Genomic DNA, 24765 nt, shown 5'->3' with positions numbered 1-24765 from the left:
GAAAGCGTTATGCCAGATGTTTGAGGGGAATTCATTTATGAAGCGACGTCACTTGCTCGTGCTTGCGCTGTTGGGGTTGGCCGCTGCATGTACGCCGGTGGTTCGGCCCTCGGCAGACGTATTGGCGCAACGGTTGGCGGAACCCGACTTGGATGTTGAAGCGCATCAGCAATGGTTGTTGCGGCGCGGGTATCGGCAATTGGATCGTGAGGGGGCAGGGGGTCCGTGGCCCACGACAGGTCCCTGTTTTGGGAAGAGTAGTGGAAACATGCTGGCCGGGGCCGTTCTTGTGCGGGTTTGTTTTGCGGGGGATGAGCAACCTATCGTGCTGTCGGGTGTTTCCTTTCGGCTTCGGTGGACCGAAGTTTATCCGGTCGACATGAGAGCGGCAGATTATCAGGACGGCAGTGATTTTAGAGTTTCAAATGAGACATTGGAGACAATGAAACAATGAGTTTGACAAGCGATCAGATGGAACTGCGTGAGGATGAGATCCAGAAGCATTACGGCGCTGCGGCGGCGATGCTGGAGGGGTTCGATCACACGCCACGAATTGCCAAATCCAAGGTTGAGGCGGCAGCGCCCGAACGTTCACCGGGTGTTGCGCGCACGCGGCGATTTCGGTCCACAACTCCGGGGTTGGTAACACGGTCTACCGCGCGGCCTGAAGGTGTGCATTTGGTGGCGCGGATCGAGGCGGCTGATGATGATGACCCGTTGACATCGCCGCTACAGGCGACGGCGCAGCATGTGTTGCGGCGCGCGCTGGCGGTGGCTTTGGCGGTGGGCGAGGCCTATTCCGAGGCGTCTGGGCTGAGTGAGCTAAAGCGGGCTAATCTAGCGGGGTCGCTGGATGCAGGGCGCAAGGGGGAGTTTGGTGAGTTGCTGGCCGCAGAGGCACTGGCGGTGGCGCATGTCTTTGCCAATGCATCGGCCTATTTAATGGCCCCCCATGCTAGCGAGACACAAGTGGAAGTGGGCGATGCTGAGGAGTTGCTGACGGATCATGCGCAGCTGGCCCTGCATGGTGCGCTGTGGGAGCTGGATCAGAAACTGGCGCAGTTCGCGCCGGATGATGCGGCCCTGATTGCAGCCATCGCGGCCTATGCCGAGCAGTTGATGGAGAAGGCGGCGTTGCGGGCGCAGAACGCGCCGCGGCTGGCTCCGTTTACCGATGCGGCCTGGCATATCGAGGCGGATGATCTGACCATTCGCGGTTTTGAGCCTGCGGCCAAGGCCAAGTCGACCACCCTGACCATGACGTTTAAGAAACCGCACGAGGTGGTGGGCAACCATATCGCCAAATATCAGGCGATGAAGCTGTCGAAAATGCTGATGGCCTATGACTTTGACCGCCGCCTGAACCCCTTTGCCGAGTTGGGCGGGTTTATCTTTACCTTTATGGGGGATGGCAAGCCGGGCACGGGTAAGACCACGCTGATCCAGATGATGGCGGGGCTGGTCAATGACTACTGTCAGGTGGCGGGCTATCCGTTCCGCTATCAAAACCTGAGCACCGATAATATCGACAGCTATCAGGGCAAGTCGGGGCAGAACGCCAAGACATTCATCAACTCGATCATTGACCCCGGTGTGATCGGCTTTGGCACCATTGACGACATTGACCAACTGGCGGGTAAACGCGGCGATCGGCAGTCCAGTGCGGGGCAGCTAGAAATCACGGCGGTGCTGATGGAAAGCTTTGCCGGGGCCAATACGGTGGTGCGGGGCAACTGTACCTTTGGCATGTTCTCGAACTATCCAGAAAACGTCGATGACGCGCTGCGCCAGCGGGCCGGGGCGCGGTTCCTGGTGGATGGGCCGCAAACGCGCGAGGATTATGTCGACATCCTGAACCTGCTGATGGGCAAGAACCATAGTATCCCTCTGGGTGAGCACGAACCGTTCGCCGCGCAAGAGATCAAGAAGGCGGTCGCCAAATCGTTTGAGGCCCATGCCAAGCCGCAGGAACCGGGGTTGATGAACGTGTTTGACCGCGCCGAGAACCAGATTGGCGGCCTTGATACCATCGCCAAGCTGGGCAGCTATCTGAAGATGATCCAGCAGGCGGACGAGCGGTTTACCGGCCGTGCGATCAAGAACATCACCGACGCGGTCAAGGTGCGGGCGATGGATTTTGAGCTGCCGGATGAATGGATGGAGAACCCCGAGCTGTTCCTGTTCAAAGACTACGACGCCAAAAAAGCGATGATCGAGGAGCTGCGGGTGCCGATCACGGTGGAGATGGTGATCCAGGAGATCAACCGTTATGCCGATAGCGAGTTCCGCTATGCCGACAAGTCCGACGAGGTGGCGATTGAGGGCATGGTGCGCGACTTTGGCCGTCAGGAAGAGGCCAAGAAAAGATACTTGAAGGAGAAGAAATGAGTTCAGTGTTCTATACAGGGATGTTTGTTGCGATTGCAGTGATCATGGTGATTATTGCGGTGTTTGCGGCAAAGATACTTGTGCGCTCAACTAATGCCCTGTTGTCCAGACTGCCAGCGATCCTGTGTGGCGGGGCCTATCTGCTATTGGGGCTGGTGACGATCATCGCACTTTACGTTGTGTATAATTTCCTAGTGGTGTTCCTGCTGATTTTCACCGGAGCAGCGGCGCCCTCGGCGCCTGAGATTCCCGAGGCTTTTAGTTTCCTGTCAATGTTGTGGCTGCCGGTCACGGTGGGTGCATTTGTCTGGGAGGTCCGTCTGTTGCGGAAACGGGTGGCGGTATGAGAAAAGCATGATTTGCATTTCCGCATCACGATATGACCTGCCAAGTGTCACCCAAGCCCCCTCCCCATGTGGGGTGAGAGGCACTTGGAAACGCTCTGGGGGAGCGTTTCGCCTCGAACGGAGGGGGCTGCACGGCACAGCCGCGCTGGTTTGTGGGATTGGGGTGAGCGGATGGGGGTAAATCGCTTCTTGCATGTGGTCTATAAAGTGACCTTTCCGAATGGCAAAATATACGTCGGAAAAGACATCGGTAAAGGAGGGCACAGTATTAGATATTTTGGTTCGTGGAATGCGGCTTTGGTTGAGCAAGATTTTACCAAAGATGAGTTGGCGAACTTCATTGTTCGCAAAGAGATTTTGTTTGAAAGTTCCGACCCTAGTGAAGTGGGGAAACGAGAAATTGAACTGATCTTGGAGCTAGAAGCAAACAATCCGTGCAAGGGTTATAACCGCGTGCCCAAGTATCAAACCGAATTATCAGAGCGGAGCAATGACACATGAAACGTCTCATCCAACACGGCCTGATGTTCGGCAACCTGTTCCATGTGGCCTCACCTGCCTTGGTGGAGCGTTATAACCGTGCCCTGCAGCATCTGACCGGCAAAACCACCGCGCTGACAGATTTCCATGTGGACATCTCGGGCTACTCGCCCGAAATCGGCGATGAATTGGGCGATGATCTGTACCTGAACCATGCGGGCGTGAACCGGCAGTTTATCTTGCTGAGCACCGAACAGAAACGATCACCGCTGTTGAACGCACAGTTCTCGGTCAATCGCGATATCCTGCGGCGCTTTATCAGTGATAACGAACGCCAGCTCTTTGCCCTGACCGCGACCGATGCGGTGGCGGGTGAGTTGGTGAATTCGGTGTTCGAAATCGACACCCCAGCGCGGTTGTTTGACATTCATAAGATCGAGATAGAGGCGGACACCACCAAGGGGACCCTGCGCCATGCCGAGCATCTGAGCGAGCTGGTGGACCGGTTCAAGGGCGAGGATGACGCCTGGTTTGATGATGTGCTGATTGCCGAGATGATCAGCACCGCCAAGCAGACGGGCGATATCACCCGCAACCCGGTAAAGCTAAAGCACGAGGCGTTTCAGCAGGACAATTACTGGACCGCGCATTTTGGTGGGCTGTATCTGTTTCAGGGGGTCGAGCACCCGGCGGTGATTGCCAGCGGCGATAAGCCCAAGGATGAACTGCCGATCAAATATGTGTTTGATATGGCTGAGCGGAACCGGATTGCTAAGTTCCTCGACTACAACGGACTGACCGAACCGGTGGTCAAGGCGCGTGGCGTTGATGGCGCGGCGATCCTGCGGCAGAAGATGGACTTTATCGCCGCTGATGCGCTGGCGGCCAAGGGGCATGACCTGACCGGGATGCACCGATCAAAACTGCGACGGCTGACGGCGAAACATGCGCATGATTTGCCCGAAGAATATGAAGGGCTGGCAGCCATGGTGCGCTGGGCCGAGAGCGGCGGTCGTTGGCCTCGGATCAGCTCGGATCATCCGGCCTATTTCTATAGTCTGCGGGCGGCGGACACGCCGGATCGGAACTTGGTGAATATGCTGCTGGCCGAGCTAAGCCCGCTGGATGTGCGTCAGTTGTTCATCTGTCACAAGACACTGTTCTATCAGCAGTACCGCAGTTGGCCCGAGGAAAAGAAGGCCTATGTGGTGCACTTTCTGGCCAATGAATACGCGGTGGACAAGGCCGGCGCGCGCGACGCGCTTTTTGGTCATGAACCTGATATGTCTGGGGACGACGCGCCTGAACTGCCGCGTGCTATGCCCAAGGTCCGGTCCCGTGAACGGATGATCGACCGGGTTGGCCCATGGGGTGCCGTGACCCGCGAAAGGAAACGCTAGATGATTACGCCGCTGATACTGTTGTTCGAACTGCTGGTCGTTCTGACGGTTGTCTATGTGGTGGTCTCACTGTACTCGCGGGCCGTGCGCAAGTCCAAGCTGAAGCGGCACTGGAAGCAGAAGGGCCTGAAAGTGGACCGGGATGCTTATGTTCGGCGCGGGTTGAAAAAATACGATGGCTCGATCCGGCGCAAGCTGATCCTGCTGGTTTACATCATACCACTGGGGGCGATTGCGCTGCTGGTTTATGTCATGAATTTCATGTGAGGGGACCACAGATGGTCTATGTCAAATGGGTGTTTACGATCACCTTCTGGGTGCTGTTTGTGTCTGTGTTGCACTATACTCTGCCACAGCACGATGTGGTGCGGATTGTCGGCACAGATGTGCGCCGGGTTGATTTCGGTGAGAATTCACTGTTCTGGGCACAGCAAGACACCGCGCAGGAAGGTGCGACACGAATAAATCGCGACGTGCGCTTTGTTGAAACATTCTATGAAAATGGCCGCCCAATGGTGTTTCGCAACGAAGACACCGGCTGGGGCTGGCCGCCGTATTTCAAGCTCGACAGCTCTAATCTTCAGGCCGAGCTTACTGATTTGGCGTCTACCAAGGCTGACCCACAGTGGGTCGTGCTGCGCCACTATGGCTGGCGCAATGAATTCTATTCGATCTACCCTAACACAGTGGCGGTCAAACCGGTGGATGGGCCTGACTACTCGGCTATCAACTGGTTCAACATCGTTTTCCTGACCCTGCTGGCGGCGTTTTTCTGGGCCATCTATGTGCGCTGGCGGCGGTTCCGCAAGGCGCGGATTGATCCGGTGATCGAAGACATGGAAGACAGTCTGTATGCGGCTGGTGATGCTATTTCCGAAAAGCGCAGTGGCATGCGGCGCTGGTTGGATACTTGGAAGAAAAAGTGATCAGAACCGGCGGAGAGGTGCTTGTTTGCAGTGGGACTGATGAGATCAGTTTCCGCCCAAGCACCTCCCCGTTATTCTGGAGTGAGGTAAAGGTAAGTTCGAGCGAACTCAGTTAAATAGTGAGATTTTGAATTAAGGAGAGTTTGACGATGAAACGTTCGATGATGACCGGTCTGGTTGCGGCTGTAAGCCTATTTACGTTTGGTGCTGCAGAACTGGCTGAGGCGAAAAACGCGAATAATGGCCGGGGTAAGCCGGGCAAGAATATTTCGATTGGGGCAGGGAACGGAAATGCCGCCAAGGCTATCCCTCCGGGGCAGATCAAACGTTACACCCGTGGGGCAAAGCTGCCTGGCGACGTGAATTTTGACCCAATTTCTGATCTATCCAAATGGAAACTCAAGCCGCTGTCTGGTGGTGAGAAGTACATCAAAGTTGACAATGAAATACTCAGAGTGTCGGACACGATGAAAGTTCTGGCTGTGATGGGGCTGATTAGCGAATTGGCAGACTAGGCAGCCAATAGAAAACCGTAGGGCCGTTTCACGGGATAAAGGACTTTACTCGGTAGACAGTCAAAACGGATTGCATCAGTCGTCAAACAAATGGCGCGTCTGCGCAAGTTGCATTGCCGTATCTTGTGATACACGAAAGAAATCGGTCAGCTTGGTAGCATTGATTTCAGCGCTATCGGACTGCCTGATGCGAAAATGCCGGTTAAAACCAGCGTCACGAATGCGATCAGCTTCGTAGGTGATGTCATTGCGTATCGTCGGCATCAGCCGGTCCAGAGTGGCTTGCGATGTCCGCTCACCCGCCAGACCAACCCGTCGTGCATGGCCGCTCAGGTAGTCGTCGGTGAATTCGCATTCGATCTGCAACAGCCGCGTCAGGGACCGGTCGGAAAAGAAGTCGTGCATCAGGTCCAGGTTCGCCGGATCCATACAGACAACCAGCCTGTCGCTCTCATGATACTCAAACAGCATCCGCATCAGCGCGCGGCGGTGACGGGTGCGCTTGCCCAGAGAGGATTGAATGCCCCCCAAATCGGGCAGGTTGGTGCTTTCTTCGTCAAACAAATACTCGATAGTTGGGATGTCAGTTATTTTGCTGACGTTCTCGACCAAACGCTTGGCTACATGCCACTTCTTGCAGACAACGATCATCAACTCACGTTCCCGCCCAAGCGAGCTTTCGGTCTCCCAGAACCGCATCCCGAACCGACGCCCAGACCGACCTTGGTCTGCTAGAAATTTGAACAGGCTACGGCCTTCGTTAGAGATCTGAAAATCGACATCGCGAGAGGCATACAACCGGCCCAACCGGGATTTCAGCCGTTTGGCACCGGGGCTAATTTTGCGCGCGAACAGGAAATCCTGGCTCAGCAGGAGGTCGTAGTGGTCGTTGTGAAATGTCACCGGCATTCCGTAGTCGGTGAACATTAAAAACGTGAGCGTCCGGCTATCAATTTCGCTTTCTTTGACCAGATGGCGAACCAGCGTCTGAAAGAAGGTTTCATCCGGAATCCACGTCGTGCGGAAAAAACGCATCACGTCTTTGCGCTTGCGGGTGAATTCCAGAATCCACTCAATGGTTCGACGGCGCAGGCACCACCACTGGCTGCCGATCTGGACCTGAATGTCGCTAGGGATTTCACGCTTTAGCCCCAGACGTTTTTGTAGGTCCATCGCGGCATAAAACAGTTTCTTATGTGTGCGCTCGTTAAAGAAGTGGCGGTAAATCAGCCGCTCTTCCTTCATCCCGGTTTTGATCCAGTCGCTTTCGAAAAAATCGAAACTTTCGATGTAATCCCTGTCGTTCTCGTCCAGGAACTTGTGCGCGAATTCGGCGGTTTTGATGGCCATGCAATCGCCGGACAGCATGTAGAAATGGGTGGCGCGGGGAAATTCCTCTGCGGCGGCCTCAACGGCAAGCAAGGTCGCCTGAACCAGTGACCATTCACCCCAGCCACACTTGATGCGGTTGCGTACAAAGGTGACATTGTCGTTGTGATCCAGCGCCTCGCGGATCGCTTCATAGTCTGCAGGCGCTGCGCTGGCGTCAAAGTGGATCGACATGTAGTCACCAACCGCAGTCAGTTGCTCAGCCTGCTGGATGATTGCCTCGGGATCTTTATGGCAGAGCAGAATATATGCGATTTTTGCCATTTTAGGGACAGTACACCTGATTTCTTTGCTTTGTATCCCTTGATAAGGGCGAAGTCTGATTGAATAAACCAGTTAGTTCTGGTTTTTGCATATAGATGTCTGCAATCGTCAGGAACCGCGAAATGCAGCACGGATGGAGGTAAGGACATATGGGATTTCCAGGGACCTGGATGACGGACAGTGAAAGCGTTGTGTACCGCGTGGTCCCAAAATGCGCCTGCTCGACCATTGGTCAGATCATGTATTACTCCGATCACGGCGAATTCTTTGACGGTGATATCCACGACGCCAAATCTGGCATGCACAAATGGGCGCTGGACGAAAGCCAGGGCCCCATCACCCGCAATGTGCAGGCGCATAAGTCTTATGCCTTTACCTGCGTGCGCAATCCCTATACCCGCGTCCTCAGCTCGTTCTTTGATAAAATTTGCGGCATCCAACGTAATGGACGACGTTATCGCGGCAATCTGGTTCCCAAGCTGACCTATGAATATGGCATCGAGGTTGGTGGTGATGACGGCAAACAAGAGTTTGACCAGATCCGAAGCTTCCGCCGGTTCCTGCTGTTTGTGCGTGACACCATTCGCTATCGCCGCCCGATGGATCCTGACATTCACTGGTCCGCCATGTCGGGCCATGTGTCCACGTTCATCTGGAACGGTGGCAAGTATGACAAGATCATCTGGACCGAAAGCTTTAACGACGGCATGGCCGATGTTCTGGGCGCAATCGACACTCCGCATCCGGTTGATCTGACGGCAATCCCGCGTTTCAACGAAAGCGAAGGCCACGGCCCTAAACGGGCGCACCCGGTCGAGGATTACTTTGACGATTTGTCGATGCACTTGATCTATGAGATCTACAAACGTGATTTCGATCTGTTCAAATATGACTTCGAAGACCCGTCAAACAAGATGCCGATTGGCGAGATTGATCTGGACGAGGTCCACGCGAAACTGGGCGACTAAGGCCCTCTTACCATAGCTGCAAAGAGTCTCTGCCGCCAAATGCTTGATGCGGGAACCATTCTGCTGACCCTATCGGGGGTCTTTGTCATAGCCTTTATGAAGGGCGGTTTTGGCGGCGGTTTTGCAATTGTTGGCATCCCGTTGCTGGCACTGGTGATGGACCCGTTTCAGGCCGGCGCACTGTTGGCACCTTTGTTTGTCGTCATGGATGTTGTCGCGCTGCGGTATTGGAGCCCGTCAACTTGGTCCAAGGTTGACCTGAAACTGCTGTTGCCCGGCTTGTTGGTTGGCATAGCCATAGGCACCATTGTGTTGGATCATCTGGATGCACGAGCCGTTTCAATTGCAATGGCAGTGATAACTTTGACGTTTGCGGCAATGTGGTTTCGCAAGGGTGGAACCATTAAACCAAAACCCCGCAGTACACCCAAAGCGATAGCGGCGGGTGTTGGGTCTGGGATCACAACTATGGTTGCTCATTCCGGTGGGCCGCCATTGGCGCTGTACATGCTGGGGCTCGGGTTGCCCAAGGCAATCTATGCCGGAACGACAAGCCTGTTCTTCACTGCGGGAAACCTGGTCAAAGTGGTGCCGTGGCTGTGGGTGGCGCAGCCCTCTGCTGCCACTTGGGTTCTGATGGGCCTGTCGCTGCCGATCATTCCCTTTGGGGTATGGCTGGGGTGGCGGCTGCATGAACGTTTGGATCAGGCGCAACTTTACCGTCTTTGCTATCTGCTGTTGTGCGTCACAGCCTTGAAACTGTTGTGGGACGGGGTATCTGGCTATCTAGGCTAAGATAGCGCCGGGAATGATACGAAGACCCCTGTGATTTGCGCCGAATTTCTAGCCATGAAGATCTGGGTGCGGGATTCGCGCGTCAATATGTGATTTTGCGGATAATCCCTGCATTATTTCGCCCGCGGGGCTTCAATTTGCGCATTCTACGCATGCGCTTTCAGCTATTAGGGATGCAAACGCGACAGGAGAGAATTCGGATGAGTAGCGAAATGCATGTCTATCAGGCCATTGCCCGTGCGGTGAGTGACCACGGGGTTGAGACGATGTTTGGGCTGATGGGCGATGCCAACCTGTTCATCGTGGACAGCTTTGTGCGGGAATGTGCCGGGCGGTTTGTTCCGGCCGCTCACGAGGGCAGCTCGGTGCTGATGGCGCTGGCCTATGCCCAAGTTTCAGGCAAAGTCGGCGTAGCATCTGTGACCCATGGCCCGGCGCTGACCAATTGCATGACAGCTCTGACCGAAGGTGTGCGGGGACATATCCCAATGGTTCTGCTGGCTGGGGATACTCCGGTGGCCAACCCGCGTCACCTGCAGGGCATTGATCAGCGCGAAGTGGTCAAAGCATCCGGCGCTGGGTTTGTGCAGTTGCGCGCCCCCGACACTGTTGGAATGGACGTTGCGCGGGCCTTTTACCGGGCACAGGTTGAACGCCGCCCAATCGTTTTGAATATGCCTGCAGATTTCATGTGGGAGACAACAAGCCACAAGACACAGGTGCTCGACGTATTCACCGCGCCCGGTGGCGTGGCCGAGGGCGATACGCTGGACGAGGCGATCGGCATGATCGCCTCGGCTCGCCGTCCGCTGATCTTGGCTGGTGGCGGTGCTGTTTCGGCACGGGATCAGTTGATCAAGCTGGCCGACCGGCTAGAGGCCCCACTGGCCACAACACTAAAGGCCAAGGGGCTGTTCAACGACCATCCCTACAACATCGACATCTTTGGAACCCTGTCCACGCCAGCCGCCTATGACCTGATCGCCCAGTCGGATTGTATCGTCTGTTTCGGCACTGCGCTGCATGACTTTACCACCGACCGTGGCAAGTTGATGAAGGACAAGCGGATCGTGCAGGTGGATGTAGAGCCAACCGCCATTGGTGGCGGGTTGCACCCTGATGCAGCACTGGTGGCCGATGCGGGGCTAACGGCTGAAACCATTCTGTACTGGCTGGACGAGGCTGAAATCGCGGCCAGTGGCTTTACCCGCGAATTGGACATCGAGACACTTACCTTGCACCCCACCGGGCCGGACAAAACAGCCGAGGGCTGTGTGAATTATGTCCACGCGCTGGAACGGCTGGAAACCGCGCTTCCAAAGGACCGTGTGCTGGTTACCGACGGCGGTCGTTTCATGACCGAAGTCTGGTGCCGTATCTCGGCGCCTGATCCGCAAAGCTTTGTGGTTACAGCGAACTTTGGTTCCATCGGGCTTGGCCTGCAGGAAGCTGTCGGTGCTGGGCTGGCGGCCCCTGACCGGCCAGTGGTTATGTTTAGTGGTGATGGTGGGTTCATGATGGGCGGCATCAACGAGTTCAACACCGCCGTGCGCCTTGGCCTTGACCTGATCGTGATCGTTGCCAACGACTCCGCCTATGGCGCCGAGCATATCCAGTTCTTGGATCGCAAGATGGATCCCAGCCTGACCGAATTCCATTGGCCTTCGTTCGCCGGAATTGCCACGTCGCTAGGTGGTCAGGGATTTGAGGTGCGCTCTGCCGAGGAACTGGAAACCGCTCTGACGGCGCTTGAAACCCGCAAAGGTCCGGTGCTGATCGAACTTCGCCTTGATCCACACGACGTGCCACGTATGCGCATTTAACCCGCGCGATAGAGACATACAGGCAGGCGCCCCAAGGGGCGCTTGCTATGGTTCACATCAATTGCGACTAAGCGTTGTTAACTGCATCTGGATGTGCTGCCAAAAAGGCAGGATGCTGCGCGCAGGCTGTTTCTACTGCGACAATCCGGGATAGATCAGAGAAATCGACCTCCCAACGCCGGGCGTTATACAGCTGTGGCATCAGGCAGATGTCAGCCAACCCCGGTTCCTGACCAACGCAGTAGGGCTGCTGGTGAAATGCGCCCAACAAGCTCTCAAATGCCTCTAACCCCGGCCGGATGAACCGCGCCATCCAGAACTCGCGGACGCCGGTCTGATCGGCGGCAATCGACGCGGCATGGGCAACCACCTGCAAGTTGCACACCGGGTGAATATCCACCGCGATCGAGTGGGCCAGGGCCTGAACCTGCACTCGCAGCGCGGGATTTTCGGGCTGCAGGCCCATCTCGCGGGTTTGGTCCAGATAGTCGAGAATAGCCAGCGACTGGGTCAGTCGCAGCCCGTCGATTTCAAGAACCGGCACCAGACCTTGTGGATTGCGGGCCAGATGGGCGGGCGACTTTTGCTCGCCCTTGACCAGATCAATCGAAACAGCCCGATAAGGAACACCTGCTAGGTTCAGCGCAATGCGCAAACGATAACTGGCTGATGACCGCCAATAATCATACAGAACTGTCTCACTCATTCCTTGGTCTCCACCCGTGTCACAATCAGCCTGTGTAGGGTGCGTGCTGCCAAGCACCCCTGTCTAGTTTAAACGTCACTCAACTCTTTTGAGTGCATCCATTCAGCATGTTTGGGTGCCTTCTTGGTCTTTGACCATTCCTCCAGCATGTCCCATTTCACCGCGTCCAGTTTGGCCAGCATGGCTTCTTCGGCGGGATCTGGGCAGGCCAGTTCAACCCGGTGGCCATTGGGATCAAAGAAGTAGATTGAGTGGAAGATCGAGTGATCAGTCACACCCAGAACTTCGACATCATTGGCCACAAGATGATCCCGGAACTCCAGCAAAGTGTCGCGGTCTTTGACCTTGAACGCAATGTGCTGCACCCAGATCGGCGTGTTGCGATCACGGTCCATTTCCGGTTTCGTCGGCAGCTCAAAGAACGCCAGCACATTGCCGTTCCCTGCATCCATAAAGATATGCATGTAGGGGTCCGGTTCGTGGGTAGACGGCACGTGGTCCTCGGCAATCGCCAGAACAAAGTCCATCTTGAGCATGGTGTTATACCATTCCACCGTCTGCTTGGCGTCTTTGCAGCGATAGGCAACATGGTGGATCTGTTCGATTTTCATGTCGTTATTCCTCCGATTTCAGAGCGGCCGCAGCCAGCGCTTGGGATAGGATGGCGCGGTCGCCAATCTGGTTGGCCATCACCAGGATCAGCCGCGCGTTCAACGCATCGCTGTCTGCCTTGCTCAGGCCCTCGTGAGTGGCGAGGAGTTCTGCATAGAAGTCATCACCTCCGTCGATGTTCGGTGTCAGTGTCAGTTGATCTGTCATGATATCACTCCTGGCCTGTGACGCGGCGAATGGCAGCGCGGAACAGGTTTTCATCATAGGATGGTCGACGGGCCGCAACGTGCTGATCCGGACGGATCAGGTAGACACCACTTTCGAGCTCGCCAAGGTAACGGTCCTTTAGCGCCAGCGTCTTGTCGTCTTTGACCGACAGTGCCAGCCGTTCCACCGTGATGCCGGCTTCTTCGATGACGTCAGTGGCATCGGCATCAATGGTCAGCAGGGTGAACTTGTCGGCCAGTTTCGGCAGCAGGAATTCATCCCCAAGCGGTGCATCCGGGCAGGCTGATCCGGGGCGTGTGTAGTCGGGGCCAGCCAATGCATCCGCCGAATTCAGTGGTGACCCGTCATAGGTGCAGGGCACAGACAGACGGCCTGAGTTGACCAGCGGGCGGGCAAACTCATACTGCTCGGCCAGATCCAGAACCGCATCGCGGAACAGGCGCGAGGTTTCTGATTTTGGTGTGATGAAATCGGTCGAGCGGCTAGAGTTCAGGATGTTCTCATCCGCACCATGGATCCGCTCGTCATCATAGCTGTCCAGCAGGCTTTCAGGAGCCTTGCCATCAATCACCAGCTTCAGTTTCCAGCACAGGTTATCGGTATCCTGCAGACCCGAGTTGGCCCCACGTGCCCCAAAGGGCGAAACCTGATGCGCGGCGTCGCCGGCAAACAACACCCGACCATGGCGGAACTTCTCCATGCGGCGACACTGGAAGGTATAGATCGAGACCCACTCCAGCTCGAATTCAACATCATCGCCTAGCATTGCCTTCAGGCGTGGAATGACATTTTCAGGCCGCTTTTCGCGTTCCTTGTCGATGTCCCAACCTAGCTGCAAATCGATACGCCAAACGTTGTCAGGCTGCTTGTGCAGAAGGGCGGACTGACCCTTGTTGAACGGCGGATCAAACCAGAACCAGCGTTCTGTTGGAAAGTCGGCCTCCATCACCACATCAGCGATCAGGAAGTTGTCCTCGAACACCCGGCCAACGAAATCCTTGCCCAGCATCGCCCGTGTCGGTGATCCGGCCCCGTCACAGGCAATCAGCCAGTCAGCTTCGAGGTTGTAAGATCCCTCGGGGGTGTCGACTTCGATGGTGACGTGATCGGGATGAGTGCCAATGGCCGACACCTTGTTGCGGCCTCGAATTTCGATTGGTGCACCCTGTGCCTGCAGCTGGCGGACCCGGTGAACCATGTACTCTTCGAAATAGTATTGCTGAAGGTTGATAAAGGCGGGACGCTTGTGGCCTTCCTCGTCCAGAAGGTTGAAGTCATAGACTTCACGGTCATCAAAAAACACCTTGCCGACATTCCACTGCACACCCTTGTCGACCATGGGTTGGCCGCAGCCTAACCGGTCTAGGATTTCTAGTGGTCGCTTGGCAAAGCAGATGGCCCGCGAACCAAAGCTGACCTTGTCGTTGTCATCCAGCACAACAACCTCGATGCCCTGCTGGGCCAGGTCGATGGCAGCGCCCAGGCCAATGGGGCCGGCACCAATTACGATGACCTTGTGGCGCACAGGCGCGGATGCATCCTGATCCGCATGGCGTTCATACGGGTACACGGGAACTTCAAAAATCTTGTTCATCTGGTCTCCTCCCTAGATGAGCGTGCACAACACGCAATTCCTCTGTTTCCCGGCGGCAGGCCGCCGGGAGTATTAGCTTATTTTCTCATTATTCAGGCTATGGCGACACGATCTGGATCAATGCCTTGCGCCTGTTTTATTGGCATTTTTCCGCCTGGAAGGCGGAAACCCGAGATAATTCGGGCCTTAAGGGCGAAGCTGATAAGTGCCCTTCAGCTTCAGCCTTGCAGTGCGTCCCACATCTCCAGATCGCGCTGGGCGGTCCAGATGCGGGGGTGATCGATGCCACGGGCCTCATCAAAGGCGCGGGCAACGTTGAACGGCAGGCAGTGCTCGTAGATGGCGTAATCCTTGAACTTTGGATCACACTCGGCCCGCACCGCGTCCCATGCTTCTTTCAATGTACCATTGCGGGCGGCAACCTTGGCGGCTGGGCGATAGGTGCTTTCGACAAAGTCACGAGTGCTTTCAATGGCGCGAGCTACGGCTTCTTTGCCGATCAACGCACCGCCACGACCCGGCGCAATTGCGTCGACGTCAAAGGAGGCGATGTTGTCCAGCGTATCGCCCCAATCCGCAAAGTGACCATCACCACAGTAACAGGCGGAATGATCTTCGACGATGTCACCGGTGAACATGACATTCTGATCTGGTACGTGAATGACGATGTCGCCCGCTGTATGGGCGCGACCCAGATGCATCAGGTCAACGCGGCGGTTGCCCAGATAAACGGTCATGTCTTCGCTGAATGTGGTCGTTGGCCATGTCAGACCGGGAATGCTCTCGTGACCTTCGAACAGGCGGGGGAAGCGTTGGAATTCGCTGTCCCAGTCCTCTTGGCCGCGCTCAACAACCATTGAACGGGCGGTGTCGCCCATGATGACCTGTTGGGCACCAAAGGCACTGGCACCCAGTACCCGTACCGCGTGGTAGTGGGTCAGTACAACGTGGCTGATCGGTTTGTCAGTGACCGAGCGCACACATTCGATGACCTTGTTGGCCAGACGCGGTGTCGCCTGCGCCTCAACAATCATCACGCTATCATCACCGATAATCACACCCGAGTTCGGGTCGCCTTCGGCGGTAAAGGCATAGAGCCCTTCACCGATTTCGTCGAAGGTGATTTTCTTTTCCGTCATGTCCCCTTGGGACGCAAATGCTTTGGCCATGTGTTCAGTCCTCGATGTCGTAGTCGATTTGCAGAATGCCGCCCGGTTTTTGTTCCGAGGAGGTCAATTTCAAATTGTGTTGCTTGCCGGGGGCGAAACAAGGCAGCCCCTGACCAAGTAGTGTCGGCATGATGAAAACCCTCAGCGTGTCGAATAACCCGGCATCCAATGCCGCACGTTGGGTTTCACCACCGCCCATGATCCAGACGTTATTGTGTCCGGCGCCTTCGATGGCCGCGCGCAATATGTTGATGTCGCCCGCCGCCGCAATGTGATCGCCCGTGAAACCCGTATTGCGGGTCAGGACATAACTGGGCCGCTTTTCATAGGGCCATCCCCAGCCCATGACTTGCTGATAGGTGGTTCGGCCCATAATCAAGGCGTCGATGGGGGCGATGAAGTCACCATAGCCACCGTCACCACCATCCGAGGCGAGCACCTTGTTGAATGGGTCCAGCCAAGCGACACTGCCATTAGCGTCGGCAATGAACCCATCCAAGCTCATAGCGATATAGCCTACATACTTAGGAGCCGTCACTGTGATGTCTCCTCTTGTAGGAATTCGAGACGGTTACCAAACGGATCATTTGCAAAGAACCGTTGGCGCCCCTTAATTGCGGTGTCCCAGACCATGTCTTGGCCTGCTGTTTCAAACCGCGCTGCCAGCGCGGTAATGTCGTTGGAGCGAAAGCCTGGATGGGCTTTCTTCGCCGGAGCAAACGGCTCTTCCACACCCAGATGCAATTCACTGCCAGCCAGCGCAAACCACAACCCGCCGCGCGCTTGCAGCGCTTCGGGCTTGGGGATTTCACGCAGGCCGACCAGATCACCCCCAAAGGCGCGACATTCATCTTCGTTCCCTTTGGGGATCGCAATCTGGATATGGTCAATTGCTAGCATCACTTAGCGCGCGTATGGGTCGTCAAGTGCGGCGATCACGGTGCCGGTGCAGTCACCAAATCCGATGGTATAGCCTTTGCCTTTGGCTGCACCCTTCAGGGTCAGTGTGTCGCCATCGGCGATAAAGGACCGCTCTTCGCCGGTATCCAGCGTCAGCGGCTCTTTGCCGCCCCAGCTGAGTTCCAGCAGCGAGCCGCGCTCGGGTTTGGTTGGGCCGGAAATGGTGCCGGACCCCAGCAGGTCACCCGCATTCATCGGGCAGCCAGATGTCGAGTGATGCGCCAACTGTTGCGCGGCCGAGTAATACATCTGGTTATAGTTGGTGCGGGCAATGGTGGTGGCGTCTTTGCCTTCGGGTGCCATCGTGACCTCTAGGTCAATGTTGTACAGCATCGGACCGCAGTCTTTGATGTGATCCAACAATTCAACCTCGCGCTCGGGTGTGTCACAGCGGAATGGTTCCAGCGCGGCCCTGGTGACAATCCATGGGCTGATGGAGGTGGCAGTTGCCTTGGCCTGAAACGGCCCCAATGGCTGGTATTCCCAAGCCTGAATGTCGCGAGCGGACCAGTCGTTCAGCAGTACATAGCCAAAGATATTGTCGTCGGCTTCTTGCACGGTGATCGGGCCGTCGGATGTGGTGCCGACAATGGCGCCCATTTCCAGTTCAATATCGAACCGTGCGCAGGGAGCCCAGCGAGGCGCTGCATCATTTGGACCTTTTAGTTGACCCCAAGGGCGACGGACTTCGGTGCCCGACACCACAACGGAGGAGGCGCGGCCGTTATAGCCGATCGGGATATGCAGCCAGTTGGGTGGCAGCGCGTTTTCAGCGCCACGGAACATGGTGCCCACATTGGTGGCGTGGTGACGACCAGCGTAGAAGTCAGTGTATTCGCTGACGGCCATCGGCATGTGCATGTCTGCATCCGCCATTGGCACCAGCAGAGGTTCAACTTTGGCCTGATCCGCAGATCCCTTGGCCAGCAGATCCGTCAAGCGGTTGCGCAGTGCGGCCCAGACGGCGGGGCCTTCGTCCATCAGGTCGTTCCAATAGGGGACTTCGAACAGCGGCTCATCGGTCAGCGCGATCAAACCGCTTTCTTCGGCGGCTTGCATGTCCAGGATCATGTCGCCAATGGCAACGCCGCAGCGGGGGTCTTCTTCGCCGGTTGAAAAGACACCATAGGGCAGGTTGTTCAGTGGAAACGGGTGCGCGGCGTCGTTGGCCGAGGCCACCCAGCTTTTCATCAAAGGCATTACGATGTTTCCTTTTGGTCGAGAGAAATGGCCAGTCCGTCGGTTCCGATAAACAGCGGACCTGACCATTCACGGCAGGTTTCGGCCCGCCAGTCTGTTTCAGTAAAGTCGGGATCGTCACAGGGGACAAGGTGATTTAGGGCGAGACGTTTAACGCCTGCTTGGGTGGCGATGCGGCCTACCTGATCAGCGGGGCTGTGCGAGCGTTCCAGGTGGTGGCGCAGGCGGTCGTCGGTGTTGCCAACGCGGGCGCAGAGCGCGTCGATACCGGCTGAGAGCATGGCTTCGTGCACCAGAAGATCAGCGCCTTTGGCAAAGTCGACCATTTCAGGGATCGGGGCAGTGTCACCGGACAGGGCAACGCTGTGGTCGGTTCCTGTCAGGCGCAGGGCAAAGCTGTCGTCGATTGGCGGGTGCTCATTTCGGATGACGTCCATGGTTAGCGGGCCAAGTTGATGTTGCCCCGGTTCAATCACCTGAATGTCGGCCAAGGGGGCAAAATCTGGTCGTCCCTCATCGCCTAGGCGCAGTGAAATGTCGAACGCCATCGATTGCTGGAACCCTGCCCAATAGGCGTCCAGCCCCTTGGGGCCGATGACAGGGATTGGCCGGGCCAGGCCTGCGGTCCAGGCCGTGTGCAGCAGGGGGCCGAGTTCCAGGTAATGATCGGAATGCAGGTGGGTAATCACGATTGCATCCAGATCGGTCAGCTTGACACCTGCGTCGCAGATGCCACGCGTGACCCCAAGACCGGCATCTACCAGAATTGTCTGCCCGTCCATCTGTACCAGAATGGAGGTCGGCATCCGCGTACCTGGGCGGATCGCTGGACCCCCTTTGGTGCCCAATAGTACAACTTGGTTCTTGCTCATGAATATCCCTTTCCCTTCAGGCCGCTGTTTGGTGGCACGACCTGTCTAGGATCATTACTTCTTGCCCGGAGTGCCGTCGAACTTCTTTTCGATGTCGGACCAGCAGTCGATATAGTCATCCTGCAACGGCGCGTCATTGGCTGCAAATGAAGTTAGATGCTGCGGGAAGCGGGTTTCGAACATGAAGGACATGGTATTGTCCAGTTTCTCGGGGCCAAGGTTGGAATTCGACGCACCTTCAAAGGCGTTCTTGTCCGGGCCATGTGGGATCATCATGTTGTGCAGACTCATGCCGCCGGGGATAAAGCCTTTGGGCTTGGCGTCGTACTGACCATAGATGTTGCCCATCAGCTCGGACATGATGTTCTTGTGGTACCACGGTGGACGGAATGTATCTTCGGCCACCATCCAGCGCTCGCGGAACAGGACAAAGTCGATGTTGGCGGTGCCGGGCTGGCCTGATGGCGCAGTCAGCACGGTAAAGATGGATGGGTCCGGGTGATCGAACAGGATCGCGCCCACCGGGCAATAGGTGCGCAGGTCGTATTTCACCGGCGCATAGTTGCCGTGCCAGGCGACCACATCCAGCGGAGATTGGCCGATTGTGGTCTCGTGAAACTGGCCGCACCACTTGATGGTCACGGTTGATTCGACTTCGCGGTCTTCAAAAGCTGCTACCGGGGCCTTGAAGTCACGAGGATTGGCCATGCAGTTGGCGCCGATTGGTCCACGACCGGGGAGTTCGAATTTCTGTCCGTAGTTTTCACAGACAAAGCCACGGGCTGGGCCTTCCAGCACCTCTACCCGGTACAGCAATCCGCGTGGGATAATGGCGATTTCCTGCGGCTCTACGTCGATGATCCCCAGCTCGGTACAGAACCGCAGGCGACCCTCTTGTGGAACGACTAGCAGTTCGGAATCAGCCGAGAAGAAATAGCTGTCGACCATGCTCTCGGTGACCAGATAGATATGTGTTGCCATGCCAACCTGAGTGTTCACGTCACCCGCCGTGGTCATGGTGTGCATGCCGGTCAGCCAGGTCAGGCCGGTGTCACTGTGTGGCAGCGGGTCCCAACGGTACTGACCTAATGAGATCACATCTGGATCAACATTTGGGGCTGATTTCCACTGCGGCAGGTCAATTTTATTGTACCGATGGCTGTGCTTGACCGAGGGGCGGATGCGATAGCACCAGGTGCGCTCGTTCTGGTGGCTGGGCGCGGTGAACGCGGTGCCCGACAGTTGCTCACCATACAGTCCATATTCGCATTTCTGCGGCGAGTTCATGCCCTGGGGCAGGGCACCGGGCAGGGCTTCGGTTTCATAGTCGTTGCCAAAGCCGGGCATATAGCCTTCGTGCGGACCTTCAAGCGAGGGTGCCTGGGTCATCTTATGGGGAGCTACAGGGTGAGTCATCGCGCGTTCCTTCCTTTGTTAAGCATTTCGATAATAGTTGATTTTGTAACTAACAAGGGATAGAAGGCCCGGATGATGGAAAAAGATGACTTTACGCCGCAAGATTTTTTGCCCTTCCTTCTGAACCGAGCCGCCGAGGAGTGCTCGCTTGAGTTTCAAGGGGAGTACAAGAACAGGTACGGTATGCTTCGAACGGAATGGCGGGTGCTGTTTCATCTGGGGATCTATGGCAGCTTGACTGCCAAAGAAATTGGCGTGCGAGCCAAGATTCACAAGACCAAGATTAGTCGGGCTGTGGCTAAACTGGCGGAGCGCCGGTTTGTGACACGAAACCGTGATGAAAATGATCGCCGTGCAGAACATTTGGCCCTGACACCGGCCGGGGAAATGGCGTATCGAGACCTTCGGTCAGTTGCGAGAGAATATGACGACAAACTGACGTCTCGGTTTAGTGAAGATGAGGCTGTCCTTTTGCGTCGTTTGCTTAAGAAATTATCCGGGATAGAGACGTAGTATAATCGACTAGGCATGCCTACATGACGGGCTAACCAAAAGAGGCCTGAATGACTGAGACTGACAAGATTGCGGCGCCGTTGATCGCCTGGATTACCGAACAAGGATTACAGGGTGTCAGTCGTGAGGATATTCTACGGGGATATTGCGAGCGTCTGGTTCAGGCCGACATCCCCCTGCTACGGTTTCATCTGGCCCAACGTGCCTATCACCCAAAATTCGGTGGGATCGGATTCAGCTGGACCCGCGCCGAAGGTCTGACACATCAACATTTCCAACGTCAGGAAACCCCGATTGACGCCTGGTTGCGCAGCCCGTTCTACCGGATGCTGCAAATGGACAACGAAGAGTTCCGGTCGTCTTTTGGCACGGATGATGTGACTGATTTTCCAGTGTTGAAGGACCTGTCCGAAACAGGTGCTACTGACTATTTTGCCACCCGGCAAATGTTCGGCGAGCCGATGGACGTGCCGACCGATCCCGATGCGCCGTCTGAGGGAATGATGGTGTCCTGGACATCGGATCTAGAGGGCGGGTTTTCGGACGGACACCTGTCACTGTTCCGGACTTTGTTGCCTCATCTGGGGTTGGCGCTGAAATCCTCGTCGCACCGGCAAATGGCCAGTGATCTGCTACAGGTCTATCTGGGGCGTGACGCTGGACGCCGGGTTTTATCGGGTGAAATTCAGCGTGGCTCTTCGCAGCAGATCAATGCGGTCATTTGCTACTTTGATCTAAAGGGGTTCACCCGTCTAGCCGAACAGCTGCCGGGCCCGGATCTGATCGACATGCTGAATGATTACTTCGCGATCGCTGTGGCAACGATCCAATGCCATGGCGGCAATATCTTGAAATTCATGGGTGACGGCATTTTGACCATGTTCGATCTTGGCAGCATAGAGGCAGACGCAAAGGCTGCGTTGGATGCGGCCAGTGAATTGAAGGCGAAAATCGCAGAGCGCAACATCGAGCGCGCCACAGCTGGCCTGCCGATTGCCGATTTCACTCTGGCCCTGCATGCGGGCGAGATTCTGTATGGCAACATCGGCGCAGAGAACCGGCTGGATTTCACGGCAATTGGACCTGCGGTAAATCTGACATCGCGCATTTCCGGACAGCACCGTGAGGTGGGCCAAAGCATTATCGTGTCAGAGGTCGTGCAGCGCGCCGCTCATCCGTCACCTCATGATCTGGTGTCACTGGGACGGTACATGTTGCGCGGCGTTGCCGAGCCGATTGAGCTGTACACGATTTTTGAAGGGGCAGCGTAAGCCGCGCTAAGCTAGGGTTTAGAGAGTGAAGGCTCTCAATCCTCTGATGTTTAGCCTGGCCGACATGCCGGGCTGCGCCTGACCTTCCCCCCGGGAAGGCGCTTTGCACCTCCCCCAAAGTCGGGCACAGCCCTCACGACTTAACAGTGTTTGCCTGATTGGGAGCCACTTCTCCCTCGGCCAGCGTCCTGATTAGATTTCGACGTCTACGCCGGGCAGGTTCACTGCCTTCATCATGTCGCGCAGCTCTTGCCGGGCGGCGATGTTGGAAATGTTCAACTGCTTGACGCCGATGTCTTTCAGATCCAGCAAGGTCAGCCCGCGCGGGAACAGTTCGCGGAAAATCACCCGCTCGGAGAAACCGGGGGCAACCCGGAAACCGATACGTTTGGACAGCATGGTGATGGCGCGTTCCATCTTTTCCTTGTTGACCATCCGCTGGGTGCCCACACGGTTGCGGATCACCACCCAGTCGATCGGCTTTAATCCGGCTTGGGCGCGCAACTGACGGGCGTTCCAGACCATTTCTGAATAAACCGACGGGCCAAGGATCTTTTCGCCTTTTTGGTCGATGTGTGCCAGCAGGTCGAAATCGACAAAGCTGTCATTCAGCGGCGTGATCAACGTATCTGCCAGCGAATGCGCAACCTGGCTAAGACGCGTGTGTGATCCAGGGCAGTCGATAAGGATGAAATCGTTGTCCGGCTCCAGTTTGGCAACAGCGGCAGACAGGCGGTGATCATAGATGTTCTCACCCGGCTGCAGCGTGGACGGGTCGATTTCTGGTAGATCGTGGCACTGCACTGTTGGCAGATCCAGATCGGACAGCTTCATGAAATCGCGTCGGTTTTCAAGATACCGCGCCATCGAACGCTGACGCAGATCCAGGTCCAGTGTGGCCACCTTATGGCCAAGCCGCGCCAGCGCGGTTGCCAGATGCATCGACACGGTGGATTTGCCTGCGCCACCCTTTTCGTTTCCGACGACAATGATATGCGCCATCTGATGTCCCTTCGTTGCCGCGCCATGCTGCGCGTTTGCTGGCGCGACTATAGAAGCGGTTGGATTTGATGAAAAGCGCACTTTCCCCTTTATTAGGGCCTATCTTCACGCATTTTAACGGATGTAGTGCCAAAAAAAACGCCGCCCCCGATGGAGCGGCGTTTCTGAAACCGAAAAGGTTGTAAGCTTAGAAGCCCAGACCTTCGTATTTCTTTTTGAACTTGGATACACGGCCACCGGCGTCCATCAGACGGGTGTTGCCACCAGTCCAGGCAGGGTGAACCGAAGGGTCGATGTCCAGCGCCAGCTGGTCGCCTTCTTTGCCCCAGGTCGAGCGCATTTCCAGAACGGTACCATCGGTCATTTTGACGTTGATGGTGTGGTACTCGGGATGGATGTCTTTTTTCATGATACCACTCCTTACGCTTTTTTGGCTTTGTAGTTCGTATCTTCGGCGATACGAGCAGACTTACCGCGACGGCTGCGCAGGTAGTACAGTTTCGCACGACGGACACGGCCGCGGCGAACAACAGTGATGCTGTCAATGTTGGTCGAGTGCAGAGGGAATACACGCTCAACGCCTTCACCGAAGGAGATCTTGCGAACGGTGAACGAACCGGCAATGCCGTGGCCGTTCTTGCGCGAGATGCAAACGCCTTCGTAGTTCTGAACACGGGTGCGCGACCCTTCGGTCACTTTAAAGCCAACACGTACGGTGTCACCGGCTTTGAAATCTGGGATATCTTTTCCCAGGGCGGCAACTTGTTCCGCCTCTAGCTGTGCGATCAGGTTCATCGCAAACTCCTAATTATTAGATCGTGGGTTTCCACGAAGATTAATGCAGTCCGAGAGCTCTTGGTCTTCACCGGGTCCGCCACAGCGCCCGCCAGAGTTCGATCCGTCCATTCCTGTGTGTTGGTTCACGACCCGCTGCATTAACCGAAGAAGGCAGGGCAGTAGATGAGCTTCCAAAACCAAACGGCCCGGAGCCACCAAAGTGATTCCAGACAGCGCCTTTTAGGCCTGGTAGCGTAGGGTGGCAAGGGGCAATTGTGGGGGTTCGGGAAGTTCAAAGAGAACGGGGCATGCTTCGATCTCGAAATGTCTGGTTTGAGCCCAATTTGTTGCATGCTGCGGTTTGCTCAAATGGCAGCTACGCGCAGAGCGCGCCTTGTGCAGTGGTAGGGTCAGAAGACTACGCCAACCCGAGCATTGCCTGACATTGTCACGCCCGACTTTTGAGGTGTCTCAGTCTTTGGTGGAGTGTGTGTTCCTTGAGGTCCGTTAGCATCGCATGCCGTCAGAAATCCGATCGCCATTATCGAGAGTATTATTCGGCTCATATTGAGACTCGCTTTCTATTGCGTCATTTGGGCTCGGCTTGCGCGCCGCGCACTAGGCACATGTGGGTAATCACCCAGATTTCAATACCTCTAACCGGCATTCCCCGAATAGAACGCCAACGCTGCAATAAATCACGGTAAGTCGAAGTCCGATCAACCCATTTTCGGCGTGACACAACCATCCCCTCATCTGCAGTGGAGTTCTGCTTTTCGCCCTGCACAAGTAGCCTTTGCTAGGCTCGACCTTTGAACACAAATAAGATGAGCAATTGGGGTGAACTGGATGTAGGCAATCCCTCGTTCTGATTGCTCAATGCTGGTAGCCACGTTTTACTTTGGCTTGATGCATCTACAGTGGCAAAGTATGCCGGGTTGGATAGGAAAATGTCTGCGAGACTTCCCTCTAAATTCGCTGGTTTTACCGGCCAATTGAAAACAGTTCGTGGATTACCATGCTGGATGAAAATGGAAGCTGAATATGGGTATTGCCCGGCTTTGTTGCACAAATAGGGTTGAGGTCGGACCTCCCCTGACACCGGACGGATTTAGCCTATCGCCTCTGTCTTGGGGATGCCAAGTGCAGT

At 56.0% G+C, this 24765-nt stretch carries 27 protein-coding genes; 13 read left to right on the top strand and 14 right to left on the bottom strand.

Annotation, left to right across the window (positions count from 1 at the left end):
• The first annotated feature begins 37 nt into the window (after positions 1–37).
• The 8 genes from DL239_RS04635 (at position 38) to DL239_RS04600 (ending at position 6056) form a co-directional block, all read left to right on the top strand.
• A complete protein-coding gene (locus DL239_RS04635) occupies positions 38–454 on the top strand; it encodes a hypothetical protein (RefSeq protein ID WP_167682816.1) in 417 nt (138 codons plus the stop codon).
• Positions 451–2388, top strand: coding sequence for an AAA family ATPase (locus DL239_RS04630; RefSeq protein WP_167682814.1), 1938 nt, complete (start codon positions 451–453; stop codon positions 2386–2388). Before DL239_RS04635 ends, DL239_RS04630 begins: the two co-directional genes overlap by 4 nt.
• Positions 2385–2735 (top strand): hypothetical protein, encoded by a 351-nt coding sequence (locus tag DL239_RS04625; RefSeq protein ID WP_167682812.1) that lies wholly within the window; start codon positions 2385–2387, stop codon positions 2733–2735. Before DL239_RS04630 ends, DL239_RS04625 begins: the two co-directional genes overlap by 4 nt.
• Before the next feature lie 84 nt (positions 2736–2819).
• Positions 2820–3236, top strand: a complete 417-nt coding sequence (locus tag DL239_RS04620) for a GIY-YIG nuclease family protein (RefSeq protein ID WP_206188345.1) — start codon at positions 2820–2822, stop codon at positions 3234–3236.
• Positions 3233–4615, top strand: a complete 1383-nt coding sequence (locus tag DL239_RS04615; protein WP_167682810.1) for a DUF6638 family protein — start codon at positions 3233–3235, stop codon at positions 4613–4615. Before DL239_RS04620 ends, DL239_RS04615 begins: the two co-directional genes overlap by 4 nt.
• Positions 4616–4882, top strand: coding sequence for a hypothetical protein (locus tag DL239_RS04610; RefSeq protein ID WP_167682808.1), 267 nt, complete (start codon positions 4616–4618; stop codon positions 4880–4882). It begins immediately after the preceding gene.
• A gap of 11 nt (positions 4883–4893) precedes the next feature.
• Positions 4894–5541: a DUF1523 family protein gene (locus tag DL239_RS04605; protein ID WP_167682806.1), complete on the top strand. Its 648-nt coding sequence runs from the start codon at positions 4894–4896 to the stop codon at positions 5539–5541.
• 149 nt (positions 5542–5690) lie between these two features.
• On the top strand, positions 5691–6056 hold the full coding sequence (locus DL239_RS04600) for a hypothetical protein (RefSeq protein ID WP_167682804.1): 366 nt from the start codon (positions 5691–5693) through the stop codon (positions 6054–6056).
• A 75-nt stretch (positions 6057–6131) separates the two neighbouring features.
• On the opposite strand, the gene DL239_RS04595 is transcribed toward DL239_RS04600, so the two are convergent.
• Positions 6132–7709 carry a DUF5928 domain-containing protein gene (locus DL239_RS04595; protein ID WP_167682802.1) on the bottom strand — a complete coding sequence of 526 codons (1578 nt, stop codon included), beginning with the start codon at positions 7707–7709 and terminating at the stop codon, positions 6132–6134.
• A 149-nt stretch (positions 7710–7858) separates the two neighbouring features.
• On the opposite strand from DL239_RS04595, the gene DL239_RS04590 reads away from it, so the two are divergent.
• The 3 genes from DL239_RS04590 to DL239_RS04580 all read left to right on the top strand — a co-directional run bounded on the left by DL239_RS04590 (position 7859) and on the right by DL239_RS04580 (position 11295).
• A complete protein-coding gene (locus DL239_RS04590; RefSeq protein ID WP_167682799.1) occupies positions 7859–8677 on the top strand; it encodes a sulfotransferase family protein in 819 nt (272 codons plus the stop codon).
• A 39-nt stretch (positions 8678–8716) separates the two neighbouring features.
• Positions 8717–9472 (top strand): sulfite exporter TauE/SafE family protein, encoded by a 756-nt coding sequence (locus DL239_RS04585; protein ID WP_167682797.1) that lies wholly within the window; start codon positions 8717–8719, stop codon positions 9470–9472.
• Between the two features lie 200 nt (positions 9473–9672).
• Complete coding sequence (locus DL239_RS04580) at positions 9673–11295, top strand: thiamine pyrophosphate-binding protein (RefSeq protein WP_167682795.1); 1623 nt, start codon at positions 9673–9675, stop codon at positions 11293–11295.
• Between the two features lie 67 nt (positions 11296–11362).
• On the opposite strand, the gene maiA is transcribed toward DL239_RS04580, so the two are convergent.
• The 10 genes from maiA to hmgA all read right to left on the bottom strand — a co-directional run bounded on the left by maiA (position 11363) and on the right by hmgA (position 20052).
• Positions 11363–12001 carry a maleylacetoacetate isomerase gene (maiA, locus tag DL239_RS04575; protein WP_167682793.1) on the bottom strand — a complete coding sequence of 213 codons (639 nt, stop codon included), beginning with the start codon at positions 11999–12001 and terminating at the stop codon, positions 11363–11365.
• A 68-nt stretch (positions 12002–12069) separates the two neighbouring features.
• Complete coding sequence (locus DL239_RS04570) at positions 12070–12612, bottom strand: VOC family protein (protein WP_167682791.1); 543 nt, start codon at positions 12610–12612, stop codon at positions 12070–12072.
• 4 nt (positions 12613–12616) lie between these two features.
• The gene (locus DL239_RS04565; RefSeq protein WP_167682789.1) at positions 12617–12820 is read right to left on the bottom strand and encodes a DUF2783 domain-containing protein; all 204 of its coding nucleotides are present in this window, start codon (positions 12818–12820) and stop codon (positions 12617–12619) included.
• 4 nt (positions 12821–12824) lie between these two features.
• Positions 12825–14435 carry an FAD-dependent oxidoreductase gene (locus DL239_RS04560; RefSeq protein WP_167682787.1) on the bottom strand — a complete coding sequence of 537 codons (1611 nt, stop codon included), beginning with the start codon at positions 14433–14435 and terminating at the stop codon, positions 12825–12827.
• Between the two features lie 218 nt (positions 14436–14653).
• Complete coding sequence (locus tag DL239_RS04555; RefSeq protein ID WP_167682785.1) at positions 14654–15604, bottom strand: MBL fold metallo-hydrolase; 951 nt, start codon at positions 15602–15604, stop codon at positions 14654–14656.
• A gap of 4 nt (positions 15605–15608) precedes the next feature.
• Positions 15609–16142, bottom strand: coding sequence for a dihydrofolate reductase family protein (locus DL239_RS21625; RefSeq protein ID WP_167682783.1), 534 nt, complete (start codon positions 16140–16142; stop codon positions 15609–15611).
• A complete protein-coding gene (locus DL239_RS04545; protein WP_167682781.1) occupies positions 16139–16504 on the bottom strand; it encodes a VOC family protein in 366 nt (121 codons plus the stop codon). The genes DL239_RS21625 and DL239_RS04545 overlap by 4 nt, the downstream gene beginning before the upstream one ends.
• A gap of 3 nt (positions 16505–16507) precedes the next feature.
• A complete protein-coding gene (fahA, locus tag DL239_RS04540; RefSeq protein WP_167682779.1) occupies positions 16508–17764 on the bottom strand; it encodes a fumarylacetoacetase in 1257 nt (418 codons plus the stop codon).
• On the bottom strand, positions 17764–18636 hold the full coding sequence (locus DL239_RS04535) for an MBL fold metallo-hydrolase (protein ID WP_167682777.1): 873 nt from the start codon (positions 18634–18636) through the stop codon (positions 17764–17766). Before DL239_RS04535 ends, fahA begins: the two co-directional genes overlap by 1 nt.
• A gap of 54 nt (positions 18637–18690) precedes the next feature.
• Positions 18691–20052, bottom strand: coding sequence for a homogentisate 1,2-dioxygenase (gene hmgA, locus DL239_RS04530; RefSeq protein WP_167682774.1), 1362 nt, complete (start codon positions 20050–20052; stop codon positions 18691–18693).
• Positions 20053–20124: 72 nt separating this feature from the next.
• Here hmgA and DL239_RS04525 point away from each other — a divergent pair, with 72 nt between their 5' ends.
• Positions 20125–20565 carry a MarR family winged helix-turn-helix transcriptional regulator gene (locus tag DL239_RS04525; RefSeq protein ID WP_167682772.1) on the top strand — a complete coding sequence of 147 codons (441 nt, stop codon included), beginning with the start codon at positions 20125–20127 and terminating at the stop codon, positions 20563–20565.
• Between the two features lie 50 nt (positions 20566–20615).
• Positions 20616–21836, top strand: a complete 1221-nt coding sequence (locus tag DL239_RS04520) for an adenylate/guanylate cyclase domain-containing protein (RefSeq protein WP_167682770.1) — start codon at positions 20616–20618, stop codon at positions 21834–21836.
• Between the two features lie 192 nt (positions 21837–22028).
• Here DL239_RS04520 and DL239_RS04515 read toward each other — a convergent pair whose 3' ends face one another.
• The 3 genes from DL239_RS04515 to rplS form a co-directional block, all read right to left on the bottom strand.
• Positions 22029–22838 carry a division plane positioning ATPase MipZ gene (locus tag DL239_RS04515; RefSeq protein ID WP_167682767.1) on the bottom strand — a complete coding sequence of 270 codons (810 nt, stop codon included), beginning with the start codon at positions 22836–22838 and terminating at the stop codon, positions 22029–22031.
• 187 nt (positions 22839–23025) lie between these two features.
• Positions 23026–23247 carry a 50S ribosomal protein L31 gene (rpmE, locus tag DL239_RS04510; RefSeq protein WP_167682765.1) on the bottom strand — a complete coding sequence of 74 codons (222 nt, stop codon included), beginning with the start codon at positions 23245–23247 and terminating at the stop codon, positions 23026–23028.
• A gap of 11 nt (positions 23248–23258) precedes the next feature.
• Positions 23259–23633, bottom strand: coding sequence for a 50S ribosomal protein L19 (gene rplS / locus DL239_RS04505; RefSeq protein WP_167682763.1), 375 nt, complete (start codon positions 23631–23633; stop codon positions 23259–23261).
• Between the last annotated feature and the right edge of the window lie 1132 nt (positions 23634–24765).

Source organism: Parasedimentitalea denitrificans, assembly GCF_011813015.1.
Taxonomy (GTDB): Bacteria; Pseudomonadota; Alphaproteobacteria; order Rhodobacterales; family Rhodobacteraceae; genus Parasedimentitalea; species Parasedimentitalea denitrificans.
The sequence above is the reverse complement of the archived record's forward strand: the minus strand, read 5'-3'. Positions and strand labels throughout refer to the sequence as shown.

Bases quoted from the DNA above. Each gene is read 5' to 3' on its own strand.
- DL239_RS04560 (WP_167682787.1), bottom strand. From the start codon at position 14,435: ATGAACAAGATTTTTGAAGTTCCCGTGTACCCGTATGAACGCCATGCG.
- DL239_RS04545 (WP_167682781.1), bottom strand. From the start codon at position 16,504: ATGCTAGCAATTGACCATATCCAGATTGCGATCCCCAAAGGGAACGAA.
- DL239_RS04615 (WP_167682810.1), top strand. From the start codon at position 3,233: ATGAAACGTCTCATCCAACACGGCCTGATGTTCGGCAACCTGTTCCAT.
- rplS (WP_167682763.1), bottom strand. From the start codon at position 23,633: ATGAACCTGATCGCACAGCTAGAGGCGGAACAAGTTGCCGCCCTGGGA.
- DL239_RS04585 (WP_167682797.1), top strand. From the start codon at position 8,717: ATGCTTGATGCGGGAACCATTCTGCTGACCCTATCGGGGGTCTTTGTC.
- DL239_RS04525 (WP_167682772.1), top strand. From the start codon at position 20,125: ATGATGGAAAAAGATGACTTTACGCCGCAAGATTTTTTGCCCTTCCTT.
- DL239_RS04580 (WP_167682795.1), top strand. From the start codon at position 9,673: ATGAGTAGCGAAATGCATGTCTATCAGGCCATTGCCCGTGCGGTGAGT.
- hmgA (WP_167682774.1), bottom strand. From the start codon at position 20,052: ATGACTCACCCTGTAGCTCCCCATAAGATGACCCAGGCACCCTCGCTT.
- DL239_RS04565 (WP_167682789.1), bottom strand. From the start codon at position 12,820: ATGACAGATCAACTGACACTGACACCGAACATCGACGGAGGTGATGAC.
- DL239_RS04515 (WP_167682767.1), bottom strand. From the start codon at position 22,838: ATGGCGCATATCATTGTCGTCGGAAACGAAAAGGGTGGCGCAGGCAAA.
- rpmE (WP_167682765.1), bottom strand. From the start codon at position 23,247: ATGAAAAAAGACATCCATCCCGAGTACCACACCATCAACGTCAAAATG.
- fahA (WP_167682779.1), bottom strand. From the start codon at position 17,764: ATGCCTTTGATGAAAAGCTGGGTGGCCTCGGCCAACGACGCCGCGCAC.
- DL239_RS04535 (WP_167682777.1), bottom strand. From the start codon at position 18,636: ATGAGCAAGAACCAAGTTGTACTATTGGGCACCAAAGGGGGTCCAGCG.
- DL239_RS04605 (WP_167682806.1), top strand. From the start codon at position 4,894: ATGGTCTATGTCAAATGGGTGTTTACGATCACCTTCTGGGTGCTGTTT.
- DL239_RS04520 (WP_167682770.1), top strand. From the start codon at position 20,616: ATGACTGAGACTGACAAGATTGCGGCGCCGTTGATCGCCTGGATTACC.
- maiA (WP_167682793.1), bottom strand. From the start codon at position 12,001: ATGAGTGAGACAGTTCTGTATGATTATTGGCGGTCATCAGCCAGTTAT.
- DL239_RS04570 (WP_167682791.1), bottom strand. From the start codon at position 12,612: ATGAAAATCGAACAGATCCACCATGTTGCCTATCGCTGCAAAGACGCC.
- DL239_RS04635 (WP_167682816.1), top strand. From the start codon at position 38: ATGAAGCGACGTCACTTGCTCGTGCTTGCGCTGTTGGGGTTGGCCGCT.
- DL239_RS04610 (WP_167682808.1), top strand. From the start codon at position 4,616: ATGATTACGCCGCTGATACTGTTGTTCGAACTGCTGGTCGTTCTGACG.
- DL239_RS04590 (WP_167682799.1), top strand. From the start codon at position 7,859: ATGGGATTTCCAGGGACCTGGATGACGGACAGTGAAAGCGTTGTGTAC.
- DL239_RS04630 (WP_167682814.1), top strand. From the start codon at position 451: ATGAGTTTGACAAGCGATCAGATGGAACTGCGTGAGGATGAGATCCAG.
- DL239_RS04600 (WP_167682804.1), top strand. From the start codon at position 5,691: ATGAAACGTTCGATGATGACCGGTCTGGTTGCGGCTGTAAGCCTATTT.
- DL239_RS04555 (WP_167682785.1), bottom strand. From the start codon at position 15,604: ATGGCCAAAGCATTTGCGTCCCAAGGGGACATGACGGAAAAGAAAATC.
- DL239_RS04625 (WP_167682812.1), top strand. From the start codon at position 2,385: ATGAGTTCAGTGTTCTATACAGGGATGTTTGTTGCGATTGCAGTGATC.
- DL239_RS04595 (WP_167682802.1), bottom strand. From the start codon at position 7,709: ATGGCAAAAATCGCATATATTCTGCTCTGCCATAAAGATCCCGAGGCA.